Here is a 17,932-nt window from a genome sequence, read left to right on the forward strand (position 1 = left end):
CCAAATTTAATCGGACTCACAGCCTGAAAGTATGCAACATATAATTGACGATTGTTATCTAACATGTTGGCTTTCAGCCAAAGCCGAAAGAGCTTCTAAACTATGGTAAGACAATTGACTCAGAACGTATGCCGTTAGCATACTTAAAAAAGAATCTTCATGTCTGTCAGCTTCGTCAACTGGCAACTCCTTAAGCGACTGCATAAACAGATCCCTCATTTTTTTAACCCGAGTATCAAGTACCAAAGATTTTTCCCTTTGTTCTTCCGTCTCTGGGAATTCATAAATTACCCCCCCCGCAGCGGGCTGATGGAATAAATTCCTCATAAATATTGAAGACAATGGTTCATTCTTACCTCTTATTAAAGTACCTATACTTTGCTGGACGGCCAATACCTTATCAGACGGCATGTTGAATTTATGTGCTAAATTATTTATTTCAGTATGACTAACCGACGCAGACTGTAAAGAAATAGAGCGAGCATCGACTAGATCTCCAAATCCTATTTGTAAATTAGTTGCGATAACAGAAGCCTGTTGCCCTCCTTTACTATGCCCAGTTGATAACCAGCTAATTTTTTTTCCACCACTTTCGTCAATGAGCGAGCCAAGCAGCGCTTCTGTATGGTTAGTAAGGTTATTGGTTTGATCGCCAACTTTTATATTAAACATACTAGGGATATTTACACTACCCCAATCCCATGCAGCGTCGCGACTGATTTCCGCTAAAGATCCTCTAACTGAGCTAATCACTTTAATACCGTCGGGCTCGTCTTTAACAAGAGCAAACCATCGCTCTCCTCTTGATCCATAAACTGCGCCTGTTTCAAAGTCGACTCTCTCGATGCCGGGTTCATTCGCGAGCTGCTTAAGCGCGTCTTCTGAAGGAGGATGATACCCTTCATCTCTAAGCTTCTTGTAGTCTTCAGACTTACTTAAATCACCGTCGATACTATAGGCTGCGTTAGAAGCAAATGTACTGAGGCGCTCTTCTGGCGTCATGTGCGTGCGACTTATAACTTCTGGCTGTTGAAATTCAGATATTTTAAAACGTTCATATTGGTCTTTTAACCCAACTCCTACTGCGCCTACTGCTAAGCCTCTACCAAATAGGCGCCGCGCTGTTCTCCATCCATTCCCCTTTTGATTTTCACCGGAGCCACCAGAACCTTCTCCGCCACCTGAGTTATGGTTACGATTACCATCATGGTTTTGAGAGTAACCCCCTTCTCCTTGATAGGGTCGCGACTCACTTATGCGTGCATCTAGTCCTAGGGGACGCCCTTCTTGTTGAATGTATGAAAATGGGGCGTGTGGCTTTCCTCTCATCAATCTACTTGTTGCACGTATTAATTGTTTTGGGTTAGACATAATGAAACTCCTGTTTGATATATTTAAGATGTATAAAGGATGTTATTTAGAAAGCTCTAAATTGGTCACTCGTGAGGACCGATTTCTATCGAATTGACCTGTTCTAATATTTGGTTCGTTAGGTTGATTACTTCGTGTTTGATTTTGCGATGTGACTTGCGTCAAACCCTGCTGTGTGCTTGATTCAGTGTCCTCTCCTACTCCGTTTAAGTTTGTCTGAGACGAATTCTCATTTAAGGTACTGTCTAGTAAAGAGCGACTATCCCCCTCACTGCCATTTTCCTCATTTGGCAACTGTTGTACCGGTTCTTGGGTTGGTTCGGGTGAAAGCTCGGGTGAAAGCTCGGGCGAAAGCTCGGCTGAAGGCTCGCTGTTTGTTTCAGGCGCGTCGGTATCGGCCTCTACCTGAGTTTCTGGTGCCTGTGCGTCTGGTGTTTGTGAATCTAATACTTGTTCACCAGATTGCGGCTTATTGCGGGCTGCCTCATGCTGTTTTTCAGCTTCGTCGATGGCGTCTTGCGTGTCGTTGTCTACTCTTTCACGATCTTCTTTGGCCTGCCGTTCAATTCTTTCTTTCTCAGCTTTTTCCCATTTATCGATATCTTCCTTTTCTTTTTTGGCCTGCTCGTTTAAGCGGTGCTTTTCTACTGCCAAGTCGTAAATGCCTTCAAGCTTTTTATTGGTATCGTCGTTAGCAGGAAATGCAGCGTCTACCGCCTTTAAGGTCACGAAATCGCCGCTGAGTCGCTCTGGTTCCGTTGCGTCGGTAAAGTCGGGAAGAAACGTGGTGTTACCTTGTTCATCGGTAACGGGATACAGAAACCGGCTGTTTTCTGCGTCAAACTCAGGGTCGGTGTCGCTATCAATGGTTTTATTATTCCCCTTCGAGTGAGTTGCCGCATACGCCTTTACTTCGCCCGGCCCCAATTCATTGTAGCCTTTGCCGTTGTATGGGTCTTTTGGGTTAAAACGTCCTTTGGCAAACATGCCACTTTCGAGAATGGCGCGGTCTTGTTCGTTACTTGGGTCAAGCTGATCCCGTGTGGGCAGATAACGCAGTTTGCCATCTACCAACACAGGCCCTCTAATTTCATTTTTGCCAAACAGGTTGAGCTTCAGTTTTTGACCGGGTTTAAGCCCTAGCTTTTTTTCTAGCCCAGTCGGTTTGCGTTCTTGTTCACGCTGGTTCTCGTTTTTACTGGCCTCGGCTGCGATACGGGCGGCTGCGCCGCCAAGTGCTGGAGCTGATGTTTCCGATGTGCCCGACTCGCTAGGCGATGTGTCAGACTGTGCCTCTGACGAGGCCGACGTAGGCTCTGCCGATTGCATGTTGTTGGTTTGTGCGTTTGCTTGTTGCCCACTGTTGCTCGCGTCACTGCCATTGTCGCTATTGCCATTGTCGCTATTGCCATTCGATTCTGCACTGTCGGTAATTGTAGTAGAGGCTGCTGGTGAGTTTTGTGTGTCAGTGTCATTGGTTTCTGATGCACGCGTGCTAGTTACGCCCGTAGTAGCGCTGCTGCTCGCTTGCGACGAGGCCGTTGTATTGTGGGTTGTGTCGTCAGTTGACGCTAAGGCATCAGATGGTGGGCGCTTGGCCTCTACCACACTGGCGCGTCGCTGCCGAGACTGGCCAGCAGACGACCCCATTGAACGGTGTCGAGTTTGTTGTCGTTGTTTGTTTTTCATGATGATACTTGCCATGTATAGATACAAAAAAAGCCCTGTTAACGGGGTGTGTTACCAGCACTCGCCCCAGCACATGCGACACTGAGGAAAAACGAGATAACACGCCCCACAGGGCTTGCTTACAAAGGAAAGGAAGATTTTGCCAAATTAAGTTTTGGCGTTATATAGCAATATCATTTCTACATTTTTCAGTTTTTGCTTGTCTCCTTTTGTTGTGAATGTCCATTGGCTGCCGTCTCTGGCAATTGTCATGTTGCTGATTTCTACAAATCGTTCGTTTGGCAGTTTGTGTTCATCATTAAGAATCAGGCTAACTCCTTGCTCGCCTTCCACTTCATAGCGGGTGTAAATCCCCTGAATTTGCCCGCCACTCATGTTCGGGAACAGGCTTCGTGGTACGGTCACCGTCATTGATTGGCTGTCGCTTTGCATAAATGCTTGCCATGCATCTGGGAAGCTATACGCCAAATCTAAAAATGCCGATGTGGTGTAGGGTTTGAGTGCCCCGCGCACAGCAGAGGCGAAAGCCTCGCCGCCCTGCTCTGCGGTGTAGCGCAGCTTAATGGTGACGTCGAGCAGTTCGTTCGGGTTGTAGCTTCCTGCTTTGCCATTGATGTCTAGCTTCCATAACGACACCGCGCCCGTTCCCTCGAACGGCAAGTAGCGTTCGTTGTCGTAACGCAGCTCAAACATGCCGTTGTTTTCTGTGTACTGATCAACATGCGACAAGGCAATTTGCTGGTTAGCGCGCCAGTCTGAGCGAATGCTCATAGGTGGCTGCCCCTTGCTTTCAAGCAAATGTTTCACGCCGTTAATGTCAGGCGACATAAGCACGCGGTTGTTTAACTGGGTTAACGTGGCGTTAATATGCTTGCCCTCACCAATATCAAAGGCCAGCGATATGGTTTTAACCTGACGGTTATAGTGCCCTGGGAAGTCGTGATCAAACAGTTCTTCACTTAAGCGGAATACACAGCTGCCTTTGGTTTTTAACTCCATGTAAGCCAACGGATCGTGGGCCAATAATGAAATACTCTTTGTGATCTCAAGGGCCCGTGAGTCTTGCTCCATATAGGCCTTTTCCATCATGGCAAGGTCGTGGCCCAACTTCGAGCCCGACATCAGCCCTTTACGACGGCTGTCCCAGTAACTGCCCCCAATATAGTTCACCTCTTTTTCAGGTGTGGCAGTTTCAAACTGGAAGGCTTTTTGGGCTTGCATGGCAATGTCGTGTGCCATTTTATAGCTTTGGTAATACAACCCAGACAATTGGCTACTCATCCACTGATACAAGTGTTGGTTGCTGAATTTGTTTTTCATGAAGGTCGCAATCGAGCGGTTATGTTTAATATCTTGCTCGTGAATCTGCTTTTCTCGCATTGCAATCGCATGTTGCATTTTCGCTGAAATCAGCTGTTGTTCGGTTTGTTCAACTTCATATTCAGCCAGTTCCTTTTCCAACTCCCAATCTTCTTTACTACGATTGAACTGCGCGTAAATGGCGGCTATTTCACCTCCAGTACTCAGTGCATCACCGCTGGTTTCCAGCGCATCTGAACTTTTATCAAGGAAGTCGCCAACATTACGCCCCCCCGTACTCACCCCAACAATGAACGGGCCTGCATACGCTTCTGGTAACGCATAAGCAACCGCACCAGATATTTTCATTAAGGCGCCAACGCCCATTAATGCGGTGCTGGCAATGTTCAAATCTACCTGCGTTTCTTCTTCACCAATCAGGCCCTTTTCAATACGTGTTTCGTAGGTAGTTACTTTATGCTTGGCACTTTGCAGGCTTTTTTCCAAATTACGGATGTTGGCCTCAGCGTCCGTGATCTGGTCATCTTTGATTTGGCGGTTAAGCTGCAAAATCGTGGCTTCTTGCTGGTTATGTAACATTTCCAGCTCTTCAGCTTCGTGTTTTTCAATGGTTCCCAGTAGTTCACCACCAAATTGCGATAGCTTATCGGTGTAAGCCTTGGCTTTATCGAGCATATAGCTAAAGCGGTAGTGGGGAACTTCGGTGTTCAGCATGGCAAGCGCCTCGCCAATACTGCCGCCCGCAGCCACTGCATTAACCAGCGCCATGGGATCAATTGGCGGTTGGAATAATGGCAGTGGCTGCTTCTTGCCCTCAATGTTGAGACTGTTACGTATTTTATGTAATCGGTCTTCAACGCGTGTCCAGTAGTCACTAAATAGGCGGTTTTCTGGCACGTAAAAATACGGGTTAGTAATAGAGTCATGCACCGTGCCGTCAGATTTTAAGCTGTCGTAGCGGCTGTTTATAGTTGACGAATTTTCTAAATCAATAAGAAAATCGTAGTCTTGTATTGTGTCGCTGGTAAAGTGATTAAGGTCATTAAAGGCCTTGTCGTCAGACAACACAACTTTGCCCATATTGTCTGGCTTTTTACCCAGTAAATCGTACGCCAGCACATACAGCATACGTGCTTCGTTAATGCTCTCTCGCGTGTACTGCCTAAACAGCATATCGCCCCAATCAAGCACGTTGTCGATGTAATTCATAACAATGGCTTTTTGGTAAGCAATAGGACGAAGCCCAGCAATGGCGTGCGGGTCAAACGGATCGTGCAGGTATTTGTCTAGCTGTTGCACGCTTGCACGTTGCAAGTCTGCGTTATCAAGATGCCCTTCAATCACCGCTAGCGCATCAATCACTGGGGTGATGGCACCAGAGAGCGCGTTGCCCGCTGACAAGGTTTTTGTTACCTCGCTGAACATGGCATTGTACTCGTCATTAAACCGATTGCGGAAGTTGGCAAAATCTTCCCCATTTAGCCCCAATACCGCAAAATTTGAGAGGTTCTGTGAATAATTCGATACCATTCCCATACTGCGAAGCGCATTAAGTGAACTTAACAAGATTGACGGGTTATACAGCCATTTAACCAATTGAAATAGCGCATGAAACTGGTTTGCTGCGGGAGTATCGATGCGCTGAACCACCACGTCTAATTTCGCCAGCGCATTCCCATCTAACGGCGCAATATCGGTGTTACCAGCGTAAGTTTGCTCGATGTAATGCTTTAAGCCAGCAAAGCTATCTCGATACTCTTTAGCGAGTTGGGGTTTAAACGTATCAAAGCGTGCTTGCATGGTATCTAGCACATTGTCGGAATTCAGTATGATGCCAAATTCTTCATTCAGATCAGCATGAAAAAGCCTCACAACTTCCTTATGAGGTTCTAACTTCAGCTGATCTTCGGCTGCTTTGGCAATGTCTCCCACGCGCTTATTCGCCGTCTCAAGCTCATGGCTGAGTTTTCGGTAACGTAAATGGTTTACAACAATCAATGCATCGTTACGCTTGCTGCCAGTGAATGTATTTGCCTCGGTTTGCAGCCCGGTAAGCACAGACAGAGACGATACAATCATTACACTGTCATCAGCGCTAGCGCCGCTGTCGCGAATTGCAACCAAGGCATCCTTCCACGCTTCCTCCGTTGTTCCGCCACTCGATAGATCTGGCCATGTTGCCTCTATTTTGGCTTTTATTTCTGCCCGCGTTACATTCACGTACACATGCTCAGGCGAGAGAGCGTTCAGTTGTGCTTGAAATTCGCTTGCGTCGTTGCTCAAGAAGTTTTCGATTGAGTTGCTACCAAACTGGGCGTTATATGCATTTACTGCGGCAGTAGCCTGACTCACCAAACCTTCGGTGTTGCCGTCAATGAACGGCAAAAACTTCCAATGTTTTGCGCCTCGGGTTGGATCATAAATGTGCTCATACCACTGTTTGGCCATTTCAAACTTTTGTTCTGCGTTCAAACGCTGGGCAATATAAAACGGAGCATGGAAGAAAATCTCCCAATAATACATGCCATTGGCACTGTCAAAGTCCAAATAGTTGTTTTCTGGCAGCACTTTTACGCTGTTGTTGACTTGGATATTGGTGGCACTTGACACCCCTCGACTAAACGATGGGGTTTCGTCAATTGACTGCGTGGCCAGTTGCAGCAGGCCTTTCATGCCTTTTGCGAACAACCGTTTATTCAGTTCTTTTGCGGTAGAACTGGTTAGCCGTACAATTTCGTAGTCGATATCCTCTTGGGTATAAGGCATGGCCGTATCGTCGCTGTAGCGAACATAATGCCCGTTCGTTTGCCCGTTCATCTGACTCAACAAATACAGCACGTCTTTTCCGTCCTCTTGGGTGTTAAGCGCAGCCGTAATGTTATTTTGGAACGTAGCCGGTATGTTACTAATGTTGCCCTTAATAGGCTTAGGGCTTTGTACTAAGTGCGGCGACAACCCAGATGGGTATCGATAATAATGATCGCCACACACAACATAAGCGGCACGCTCGCCGTTGGCATCTTTAAGGGTAAAGGCCGCACTCACCTTATGTCGCATTGCGCTGGGCAATGACTGAGGGTATCCCTCTTTCGGTGTTGTGCTAACTTTTCCATCTGCGATGGCAAAACAATGAACTTGGGTATCGTTGAGCAAATACAGCTGATTATCTAGCACGTAAGTGGCGCGAATCGCGTTAGCATCAAACTGACTTTCTGCTTTTTCTTTTAGCCATGTGGTGTTGATGTTTTTTTTGTTAGACCAGCGAGCCACTGCGTTAACTATTTCAGTCACGTTTGCAGGAGCAAATGCTATGTATTCCCCTTGGCTAAACAAGTACAACACACCATTAACATATAACGCCGCATGAATCGTTTTACTTATTCTCTTTCGTCCAACTTGGATATTTGAGTCTGTCTCAGGCTTCCAAAAAATTTCATTACGATCAAAACCTATTTTTCCATCTTTTACACCACTGAAAGACGTGTTGATTGCCGCATACCATCGCCCGTTCTGTTCTGGTATAAATTGATATGCTTCAACCTCTTTAGTGACAGTGTTCACTCTCACCGAGTGACTTTTTGAGTTTTCTCTATCAAGCAAATACGCCACAACACCGTCACGTTCTCCGTAAGCCGCCACTATTCGATACTCTGTCGGGTCTATTGACTCCTCATCAATCTTCAACGTCGCATTAGCGTTGTCAAATCCCAATAAACTTAACAACCCCGCCAGCGTATTTTCCCCTGACGCCTCGATTTTCAGCTTTTCATTTGCGTTACCAAAGTTGGCGTATTTCACACACACATCATCGTCGAGTAAAAAGACCTTGCCACCTAACTCGAAAGCCGCCTGTACACGATTAAAAAACGTGTCGCTGCCTGTTACGGCAAACCGTTGGGTAGACTGAGGCGCGCTAAGCGTCTCACCTGACTGGGTGTAGTAGTGACTCCCTGATATGTAGTAGGGTGTGTTATCTACGCTAAATGCTGCATCTACGTTTATATTACTTGGCAGATTGTGAGCATTGTTTTCGATTACCAGAGGGCTATTTGCATCGCCTAACGCCTTGGTTCTAGGCTTACATAAAAAACCGCCGCCTTTGTGGTCATAACAGATCCAAGGGGCGTCGGTTGTACCCGCGCCGGTGTTCAGCGACACAACATTTTTCTCTTCAATGTCGCCTTCATCAAATAAGCGCCTAAACAACGCTTTACCATTTTGATTAGAGATAGCCGAAGGCGTTAATTCCGTCTCTTCAACACTGTACAACTCAGGCGTTAAGCCAAAGGCTTTCACGAACGGAGTGGCATCCCGTCTGTTCGACGTAAACTGCGCATCATCCAAATATTGGCACACTACACGAATATGCTCGTGCTCTTTGTTATTCAGCAGCGATGCCAGTTCAACCGACAGTTTGACGTCGTTAATTCCCTTATTCGATAGCAACACGTCGGTGAGCGCGCCACCCCAGTCGTCTCGTTCAAAAACAGTTATTAGCTTTTGTGGCTGAATCCACTCTTTATTAAGATTGTAATAGGAGTAATAAATACTCACAGTTTGGGTTACGCTATTACTTTCATTTTCATAGGTTTTTTTGCCGTCCTCTTCGCTTTCAGAAAACGTAGCTCGATTGGAGTTAGGTGGAACCACATCCACCTTGGCCCAAAATACAAACACGCGATTAAACGCATAGACTGGATAAACACGCTCGGCTTCAATGGGAATATTTACCGGAAGCCAGGATTCCCAACTGTCATTTTGGGTCTCGCCAGCCAAAAAGTTACCAAAGCGGTAGTAGTAACGAACCGGATCTGACTTGGTATGCCCAAATAAGACCAACTTTTTATTCACGGCTTGGCTTTCAAGCGCGTCTTCTTCGTACAAATAGCCGCCACCGATTTTTAACCGTGACACTTCGGTATATTCATCAAGGTAGGTTTTAAACACCTTCTGCATGTTGTCATCGTTGATTTCACCTTGGTTAACGTCTTGTTCGAGCGTCACAAAGGGCGGTGTTTTGGTATCGCGAAGCTCTGGGCGAATGTAGTTTTCTGGGTACAAGAACACCTTACGATTCGCTTCCCACACACGATAATTTTGCATCCATTCCCATTTATCTTTCAGGCTGTCAACTCGCTCTGCTTTGTTGGCTGGCGTTTCACCTGACAGCGAGACAGACTCCAGCTGCATAAAGTAACGATGGAAAAACAATTGCAATGCCATTGTTGCTTCTTTTATACGAGACGTGCTGGCTTCGTTTTCCATTTGCACATCAATCAACAATGCTTCGTACAAATCTCGTGCATCGTCGATGCCGTCTAATTGACTAATCGCATAAGGCACTAACGCATCGCGCTTGATGGTATTAAGCTCTCGCACGAGCTGATCTTTTAGCGCAGCGAAGTTGTCGTCACAGCCTTGTCCAAACAACCACTGGTTGAACACCTTAGCCACCTTCCGACGCGTCGCATAGCTCGGCTGAGCATTCCCCCCATAGAGTGGATACCAAGCATCTGAGTAAGCGCGTTGTGCCCCCACATCAATAGATTGCAAGGTAGATAGAATGTGATAAATACGAATAATCAATTCAACATCAAAGCGTCGTTCAACATCATTCGTGGGTGACTGTAAAAAGGCATGTTTTTCCTTGAGCCAGCGAATATCCTCTTTCTCAAAACCGAACATATCGCTCAGTGCCCAATAAGGTTCGTCGTGCTGGTGATGGCGCGACACCAATTGCGCTAAGCTGACATCTCCCCCGCTGTATTGTTTATTCAATTTTGCAAATTGACTGATGAGTTTAATGTCACGCAGTAAATAATCAGACGCGCGGGCAAAGCGTTCGGTAAACAGCAATGGCGTGTTGAACCGATGACAGTCGTGGCTTCCCAGAGGGTTGTGCACATACTGTTTATCTCGAACAAAGAAGATACGATTTTCAAATCTGAATACACTGCTAAGGCCATCTGTTGGGGTAATAGGTGGTGTTTCAGTATTAACGTCTGAGCTCTCGCCGTCTTCGTTATTGACGCTTTGCATATACAGCCCGCGGGGAACATGCGCCTCGTGCTCGTCTATCGACTTAGGATAGCCATCGTCAAAATAGCGCGGCGCATCATCGTCGTCAGTAAACAGTGTTGCGGTATCGGTATATCGCACATATTGGTCGTGTTTGAACACGTATAGCCTGCCGTAGCCGTCGGTATATGCGCCATCAATTGAATGGTCCGCTATTTCGCCTGCGTTTCGCGCCTCTTTAAAGCGATTTTTGACTTTGCCCCACGCAATCTGCTGCCTACCAGATACAGTTCCCCAGCTTTCACCCTGTTTGTATAACCATAACTCGTCGCGATACACAAACGCGGCTTCAATGTCGTCGTGGAATTGTTCTGGCAGAGCTTGCAGTACGCCTTCTGTATCCGAAAACTCACTGATAGATTTAGGGTAACCCGCATCTACATAGTTGTAATGCCCCTCGCTATAGCGCACGTATTGGTCGCCAGAAAACAAATAGGTTGTTCCTTTATCTGACGGCGACATAGCAGGCAGGGTTACCGCTGCATCCACCATACCCGTTTGAGAAAAGTGGTTGTCTGTTTCGCCAATAGCGGCCACAGCCAAGCTATACGTATGCGCGTTGGCACCAACGAACAGCTGATCATTCACTAGCACATAGGTATTACGGGGATTGGTGTGGGCTGCGCGAATACGCACGTTGCCATGAGACGCTGCCAGCGTATCCAGTGCATATTGAAACGCCTTACCCATCCCTTTAAACGGTATTTCTTTGGTTAAATCAATATGGATACGTTTTGGGTAGCCTTCATCGACCGTGCGATAGTCTGCGCTGGAGTAACGCACATAGTGATCTTTCGAAAATAAATACGTAACGCCTTCATGCACCAAGGTGGCATCTACACCGTCACTAAGTGGGTTGTCAAGCAATCCCCAGTACTGATTTACAGGGTAAATCTCAGCGTCGCCTGTGTTGGTTTTTTCCCATTTTTGGAAGCAGGCATGCGAGATAAAATACATCTCGCTTTCAGGCCCTTGAATGATGTTGCTCACGCCTTTGAACGTCGTTTTGTTAAACGTTAGCGTCGGGAACAGCAAGGTCAAATCTTTCGGGTAAGACCAATTATTCTCGTCTATATGATAACGAACAAACTGTTTATCTTTGACGAAAATGGCGTTTTCGCCCTGAATAAACATGCAGTCATAATCAGCGAATCCGAGTTGTTTCTGGGCATCGCCCATTTCCCACAAGCAAGGGTGTTGGCTATGTTTTAACTGCGGCGTTTCATGTTGATAATCATCTGTTTCAAACACCAAATAACGGGCATGTCCAAAGGCATCCGCATGCTCGAACAAATAGGTTTTTTTCTCCCATACAAATGCCGCAGCGACACTTCGCAGTGGCCCCCAGAATTCGGCTATCGGCATAGGAGGTTCATCTAGCTTCGCTTGCATCTCCATCAGCCCATTCAACGACGAATAGGCATAGCACATGTCGTCGGCAAACACATACGTAACCCCATCTCTGCCAACAAAACCCGTATCAAGATGCCCCGTGGATTTAATCGGGTTGTTAGCGCGCCCCCATTCTTTGTCAATGTCGTAATGGGTGTTCAGCAAATGGTTGTAGCATGTTGTTTTATCAAAGAAATACGTATTGCCGTCAGTCCCTTGAAGCACCGCAGACAAGGTGTTCAATGCCGTTTTGGGCATAGTGTCAGGCGCATCGTCGAAAATATCAGGCGTGGCTGGTATAGCGACTACCTCTTTACCTTCTACCGCAGATAAGGCGTGCCACCCATTGCCTGCTGCTTGCTCGTCTGATTTATAGTTAACGTACACACGTCCGTTTTCAAGTAGCGATGCAGTAATGTGCTTAAATGCCTCTTTGTTATAGTCAGCTTCACTCTCTTCTGAGACGATATGGCATAGCTTATCTTTGAACAGATAAACGTTACGTTCATCGGCGAACACCGCATCTATGCCTTGCTCCATACCAGAACCAAGGTACATAAATCGCGGCTCATCGTTGAGCATCGTTAACGGTTTTGGATAACCAGATTCAACCTGCGCGTAAGACTTTCCTTCATAGCGGAAAATTTGCCCTCCAGACAGTAAATACGTATGGCGCGTGGGTGTTTCTTCTTGATCAACACTAGCGTCTTCGTCAATTTCACGCGAGGTAAGAATAAAGGCAGCATCAATTTTGTGCCCTTGCGCAATAGCATTGTCAGTGTTTTTCCAGAACGCGGAAATCGGAGACGGTGCGCTATCAACTAAATGGCAAAGTTCAGGATCGGCAAAGCATACAAATTTGTCGCCGCTGATAAGGTAGGTTTTGCCATCTTTACCCGCAAATGCTGCATCAACGTGGTTAAACGGAAGATCTGGCCAACGGCTAGACAAAGTGTATGGCTCTGACCACCAGCGCGACATTTGCTCCTGATCAAACTCAACGACGCGATCATCTTTAAACAGCAGGGTTTTGCCTGACAAAGTATTAAGCACAGCATCGACGCTATCGAAGCCTTGTGCGGTCAAACTGTCTGGTAAACTCCAGAACTGATCATCTTGCTCACGCGGAAACGTATCTACCTCGACGACATCAAAGATATTGCCGACCGGTTTAACGAGGGAGTCATTGTTGTCATCAATGTGGTCTACCTGGGTGTAATCAGACGTAGAGTAGCGCAAATAAACCGCCTGTTCGTCGCCTTCACCGCTATCTTTCATACCAAATAAGTAGGTTTTTCCATCTAATGCAAATGCAGCGTCAATACTGACTAACCCATGCCAGTCGTCACTGATTTTTCTTGGATAACCGCTGTCTGGCTTCGTGTAGTCTCCCTTTGAATATCGGAAATAATGATCGCTGGCAAACACATAGGTTGCCCCATCTAACGCAGTTAATGCCGCAGTAATGCCCTTACCATTGCGCCCTTTATTCGACATGTGCTGCGGTAGCTTACCCCAAACGTCTGACGTGCGAGAGCGCGTCACTTTCTCACCTATTATCTCAACGCAATATTCATCCTTAAACAGGTGAAGTGCCCCGTCATCGTCTTTAAACGCTGCGTCTATGCCGTCATTAAAGTCGTCCGGTAAATCGGCAATGTGATCTGCAATCGTTTTGGGAAACCCATCAAGAATGCGAATGCCTTGATGCTCCAGACAGTCCATGTAAGCATAGACTTTGTTGCCCGAAAACAAGATGTTGCGACCTTCATCAGAATACGCGGCGTCAATATTGCCTATTTGAGATAAGTCGTGCTCTACCCGTCCCCAATGGCGGCTGATGTCTTTCACTACTGTGTCTTGTGAACTAATAAACGCGTGATCTTTAAAGAAATACGCGTGACCATCAACCCCATGAAAAGCCGCATCTAAGGTGTGACCGAAGGCCTCTGGCCAAGCCACATCGACACCTTCGTTATGCCAGTGCGATGCAATTGATTTTGGATAGCCTTTATCAACGTATTGATAGGCAGCTGGGTTGCCCTCTCCCTGCTCCTGCTCCGCCGACATTGCGCCGTATCTGACGTATCGCCCTTGTGAAAATAAGAAAAGCTGGCCTTTTTCATCGGTATAGGCCGCATCGATTGGCGGCAAATCGTCAAATTCGTTGCGCCCGTGACCGAATCCATTTTCGCGCTGTAACCAAGTATCAGATCCACTCATCAGCACATAATAATGGTTACCACTCACAAGGTAATGGTTATCGAATCGGTCTGCAAACGCGGCATCTACTTTTAGATTATGAACAGTATTATTTCCACTACCGTGCTGTTTGAACAAGGCCCGAATTGGATCGTCACGTAACACCGCGCGCAAGGCATTGCCATTTTCGGGATCAAGCTGTGCCAATTCTACCGTCTTGGCGTCGTTAGCACTCAAATTGCTGCCGTCAACCAGCGCGTAATCGGGGTATTGGTAAATCCAGTAATTGCCACCAGAAAATAAGTACAGAAACTGTTGAGTCTCAAGCACTGCGTCAATGGTACTTACCTGTTCAGGCAGTACCAAATTTTCTGGAAATTTAGCCACCAAATCCTGGTCATGAAAGGCAATATCGACTTCTTCATGCGACAGCTGAAGCTTGTCTGCTAACATGCCAAATTGTGAAATGCGTTTCATGGCACTGATAAACGCGGGGTCGTCAGGTAATTCAGTAATGGCATCGAAGATATCTGCTGTGGCAAACAGCGGTAGCATCCACGCTTTCACCACGGCTAATTGCTCACCAAACATCGCTTTGGTGATTGTTGTCATACTTGTGCTGTCTAAGCCAAATATGCCTTTAAGGTGATTAAACAACGTTTGGTGCTGTTTATTTGCAAGTGCTTTTTCAATCGAAATAATCTCATCAATTGTTGATTTAGTTCGCTTTGCAATGCCTTGCAACAAGAAGAATATGTCTTTGTTAAAGTCTTCAAAACCTGCAATGTTAAAGCCAACCACATTGTTAGAATCTAACAGGTATTCAAGTTTGTTTACCGGAATATGGCGTGTTTCTGTGAGTAGGTTTTTCTCTATTAAGCGAGACATCAACTCAGCAACTTCGTCAGCAAAAAACTTTTTCTCAAGCAGTGGGCGATCAGTAAGCTGGTATGCTTGTGCGTGTTTCACAATCTGCTTCATGCGCATGAAAACAGCACGCGTCGCCTGTGGATCAAAGTAATAACCCAACACCAAATTGGTGTGATTTTCCTCTTTCTCGAAAAACGTCACGGCATCGACGGTCAAGTAGTGGTTATCTAAAAACTGATGCTGCAAATCTTCAAAGGCCCAATGCGCCACCAGCCTCTCAGCCAGCAATGACATATCGTTGTTATCTACAGTAAGATATTGGCGCTGATGACCCACTACTTTGTGCTGCAAAATGGCATGGATACGCGCTTGGTGTGCAAAAAACGGTAGCGCGAGTTTAAACTCATCTGCCGTTGTATTCAGTAATGCCACCTTATTGATCAGCCGCTGAGATGCGTCTAAATACCCGTTAAACTGAAGATTCTCAATCAGATCATCAAGATCCTTTTCGTTTAATTGCAACTCATCGAATACGCTTTTTGCGACAGGAAGCGCGGCCAACTCAAACTTCAACACCTGCTGATGCAACATCGTAAACACATCATACGTTAGCGCATTGATGTGTGTGTTGGTATCGAAGTTTTGGTAATTGTCATGCAGACTGAAAAACGCACTGTCTTTTATTTGCCCATCTTCACTGATGTAATGGTTAAACATCAGATTGTCATACAGTTCCTCATACTCGGCATCGGTCAGTGGTGCAGACAACTCAAGCTGGCGCAAGTCTGATGGGTATACATGAATAATGACGTTTTCAACGTCTTCTGCCTGGCTTGCTCCTTCTTGATAAAGTGCATGTATTTTTTGGAACAGCGGATAAGCCAACGCGCTGAAATCGGTTTCTAGATAAAATTCATCTTCTTTTTCAGGCAAATTTTGAATCAATATGCTGCCGTTACCGTCAACAAGGCCTCTAAAAACCAAATTACGATGAATTTTGTCTTTGACACTTTGCTCAACACCCAATCCCATGAAATCTTCATATTCAACATGGGCCATCGCGTGAATCGCGCGCTGCGCTAAAGCGGTTGATTGGGCCTTATCATCATCCGCCAAATACAATAAATGGGGGTGAGCAGTATTACGCTGGTGCACAAGGTTTCGAAAAATCACGCCTGCGGCGCGAGCATCGAATTCACCTTTTTGAAACGTTTTCTCATCAATACGAAGGGGTTTGAAAGCTGCGTGTAGCGCATGTAATTGGCTAATCAGTTGTTTATCTGCATCTTCAGATTCCGCCGAATGATGATGGTCACCTGAGGCGATTTTCCATAACTCTTGCGCAGAAAAATCATGAGCGCGCATCCACGTTGTTAACGCAATAAGCGTTTGTAAAAGCCATATTTTATCGTTCAGGTTGTCACCTTGAAATAGTGTCAACGCGTGATTTGATGAGGGCTTAAATGTGACAAAACAGTCATGCTGAACAAACGTATCTAAACTATAGTCTTGCTCGATTAGATCAAACAGGATGAATAAATCGTCGTAGCTGATATCTAACGCTGAAGACAAGCGTGTAAAGCGGTATAAAAGGTTTAATAGCGCAACTTTATTGCCGGTATTCTCCCAAAGGGCTTCATCTTGATCTCTTGCTTTCAGTGCTTGCAAAATAGTGGCTACGCCATTTTTGGGGAGTTTTAGTGCATGCTCAACCCGTTTGCGGAACGCTTCACTCGATTGTGTTAAAATGCCACTGGAATAGGTAAGTTCTTCATACTCGGCTGACAGATACTGATGCGGAACAACATGGTTACCTTTAATATAGCTCCCTTCTTGTTTTACGCAGCGATTGTTAAACGTGGTGTTAAATAAATCTTGCGGAAGTTCACTGTCGCCATGTCCGACTTCATTCATGTTCGTAAGTAACGCCATGACCTCTTCAAACGTCACGCTGAGCTTCTGCTTAAGTTCTTTTATCGCAGCAAAGATGCGGAAGGATTGCGTTGTTTTAACCTCTTCGGATTCGCCATTCAGTTTACCCAATGGCGCTTTATATGCTAAATGGCGCAGCACCCTATCTACGTCTGTGAACGTTGTACCGATTTTTTTGGCTAAACGAACACTTCGATGCACTCGCGCTAACCATTTTTCTGTGAGTGATGTTTGAGTTGTATTTTTTAAAAGCAACGTGGTTTCGGTATTATTTAATCCCACGTACGTATCTATGTTTCCCGAATGCTGGTTAATATAGAACAAAGCTCTGGCATGCGCTTCAGACTCATGCGTATTCTGATCTAACAACTCTCTGAGCTCGGCGGGCGTCAATCCGGTTTTACTTAAAAATGTTGGCACATTGGCAATTTTCTGCGAAAAATCATTGTTATCTAAACCTTCATCAAATCCATACCGAGGTTTTATTTCATTGATATCGAAATCTTGGGCAAGCTCTGTCCACTCTGAGTCAGATAACCCCAACGACTCTCTCACTATCACATCTTCATTCCATTCGGTTGCGAATAGTTTATGGAATTGTTCTGCTGATACGCCCAGATACTTAAGGTGTAGCTTAAGCTCCTCATTGGATAAATCGAATGGGGTATGCGTTGGATAATTCGCGTTTAATAGCTGATGTGAAAATACCCCTTCTTTAATCGTTTCACCGCCTTCATTGGTGGTTTCTTTGTCAAGTTTTGTTTCAAGCACTTCATTAACAATGGTTAAGTACGGCACTAAGGTATAGGTATTTTCTTCGTTGAGTAAGCGCGCTCGAATGTCTTGCCTACGATTATCGATAATCGCCATACTCTTAGAGTCTGGACTATCTTCAGCAGTAGAGTCTGTTTCCTTTACTGTGGCGAATTCATCATCCATAAGTTGCAGAAGGTCGGCCATATAGGCCGCGGGAGAATAGACAGACCGAGAGTCATCCCCCTCTTTAAAATCGAGATCACCAAAAATATCCTGATAGTCATAAAGATTGTCGTTGCGCATAACATTGTTCACTTAGTAG

General features: G+C 45.8%; 3 protein-coding genes. All 3 read right to left on the reverse strand.

Translation table 11 applies throughout. The annotated features are described in order from the left end of the window. Positions 1-54: 54 nt before the first annotated feature. Positions 55-1,371, reverse strand: coding sequence for a hypothetical protein (locus OE749_RS01250; RefSeq protein ID WP_263710521.1), 1,317 nt, complete (start codon positions 1,369-1,371; stop codon positions 55-57). A gap of 42 nt (positions 1,372-1,413) precedes the next feature. Beyond that, positions 1,414-3,060 carry a hypothetical protein gene (locus tag OE749_RS01255; protein WP_263710522.1) on the reverse strand — a complete coding sequence of 549 codons (1,647 nt, stop codon included), beginning with the start codon at positions 3,058-3,060 and terminating at the stop codon, positions 1,414-1,416. Positions 3,061-3,207: 147 nt separating this feature from the next. Beyond that, positions 3,208-17,913, reverse strand: a complete 14,706-nt coding sequence (locus OE749_RS01260; RefSeq protein WP_263710523.1) for a Tc toxin subunit A-related protein — start codon at positions 17,911-17,913, stop codon at positions 3,208-3,210. Positions 17,914-17,932: the final 19 nt, after the last annotated feature.

The organism is Fluctibacter corallii (assembly GCF_025751585.1).
Classification (GTDB): domain Bacteria; phylum Pseudomonadota; class Gammaproteobacteria; order Enterobacterales; family Alteromonadaceae; genus Fluctibacter_A; species Fluctibacter_A corallii.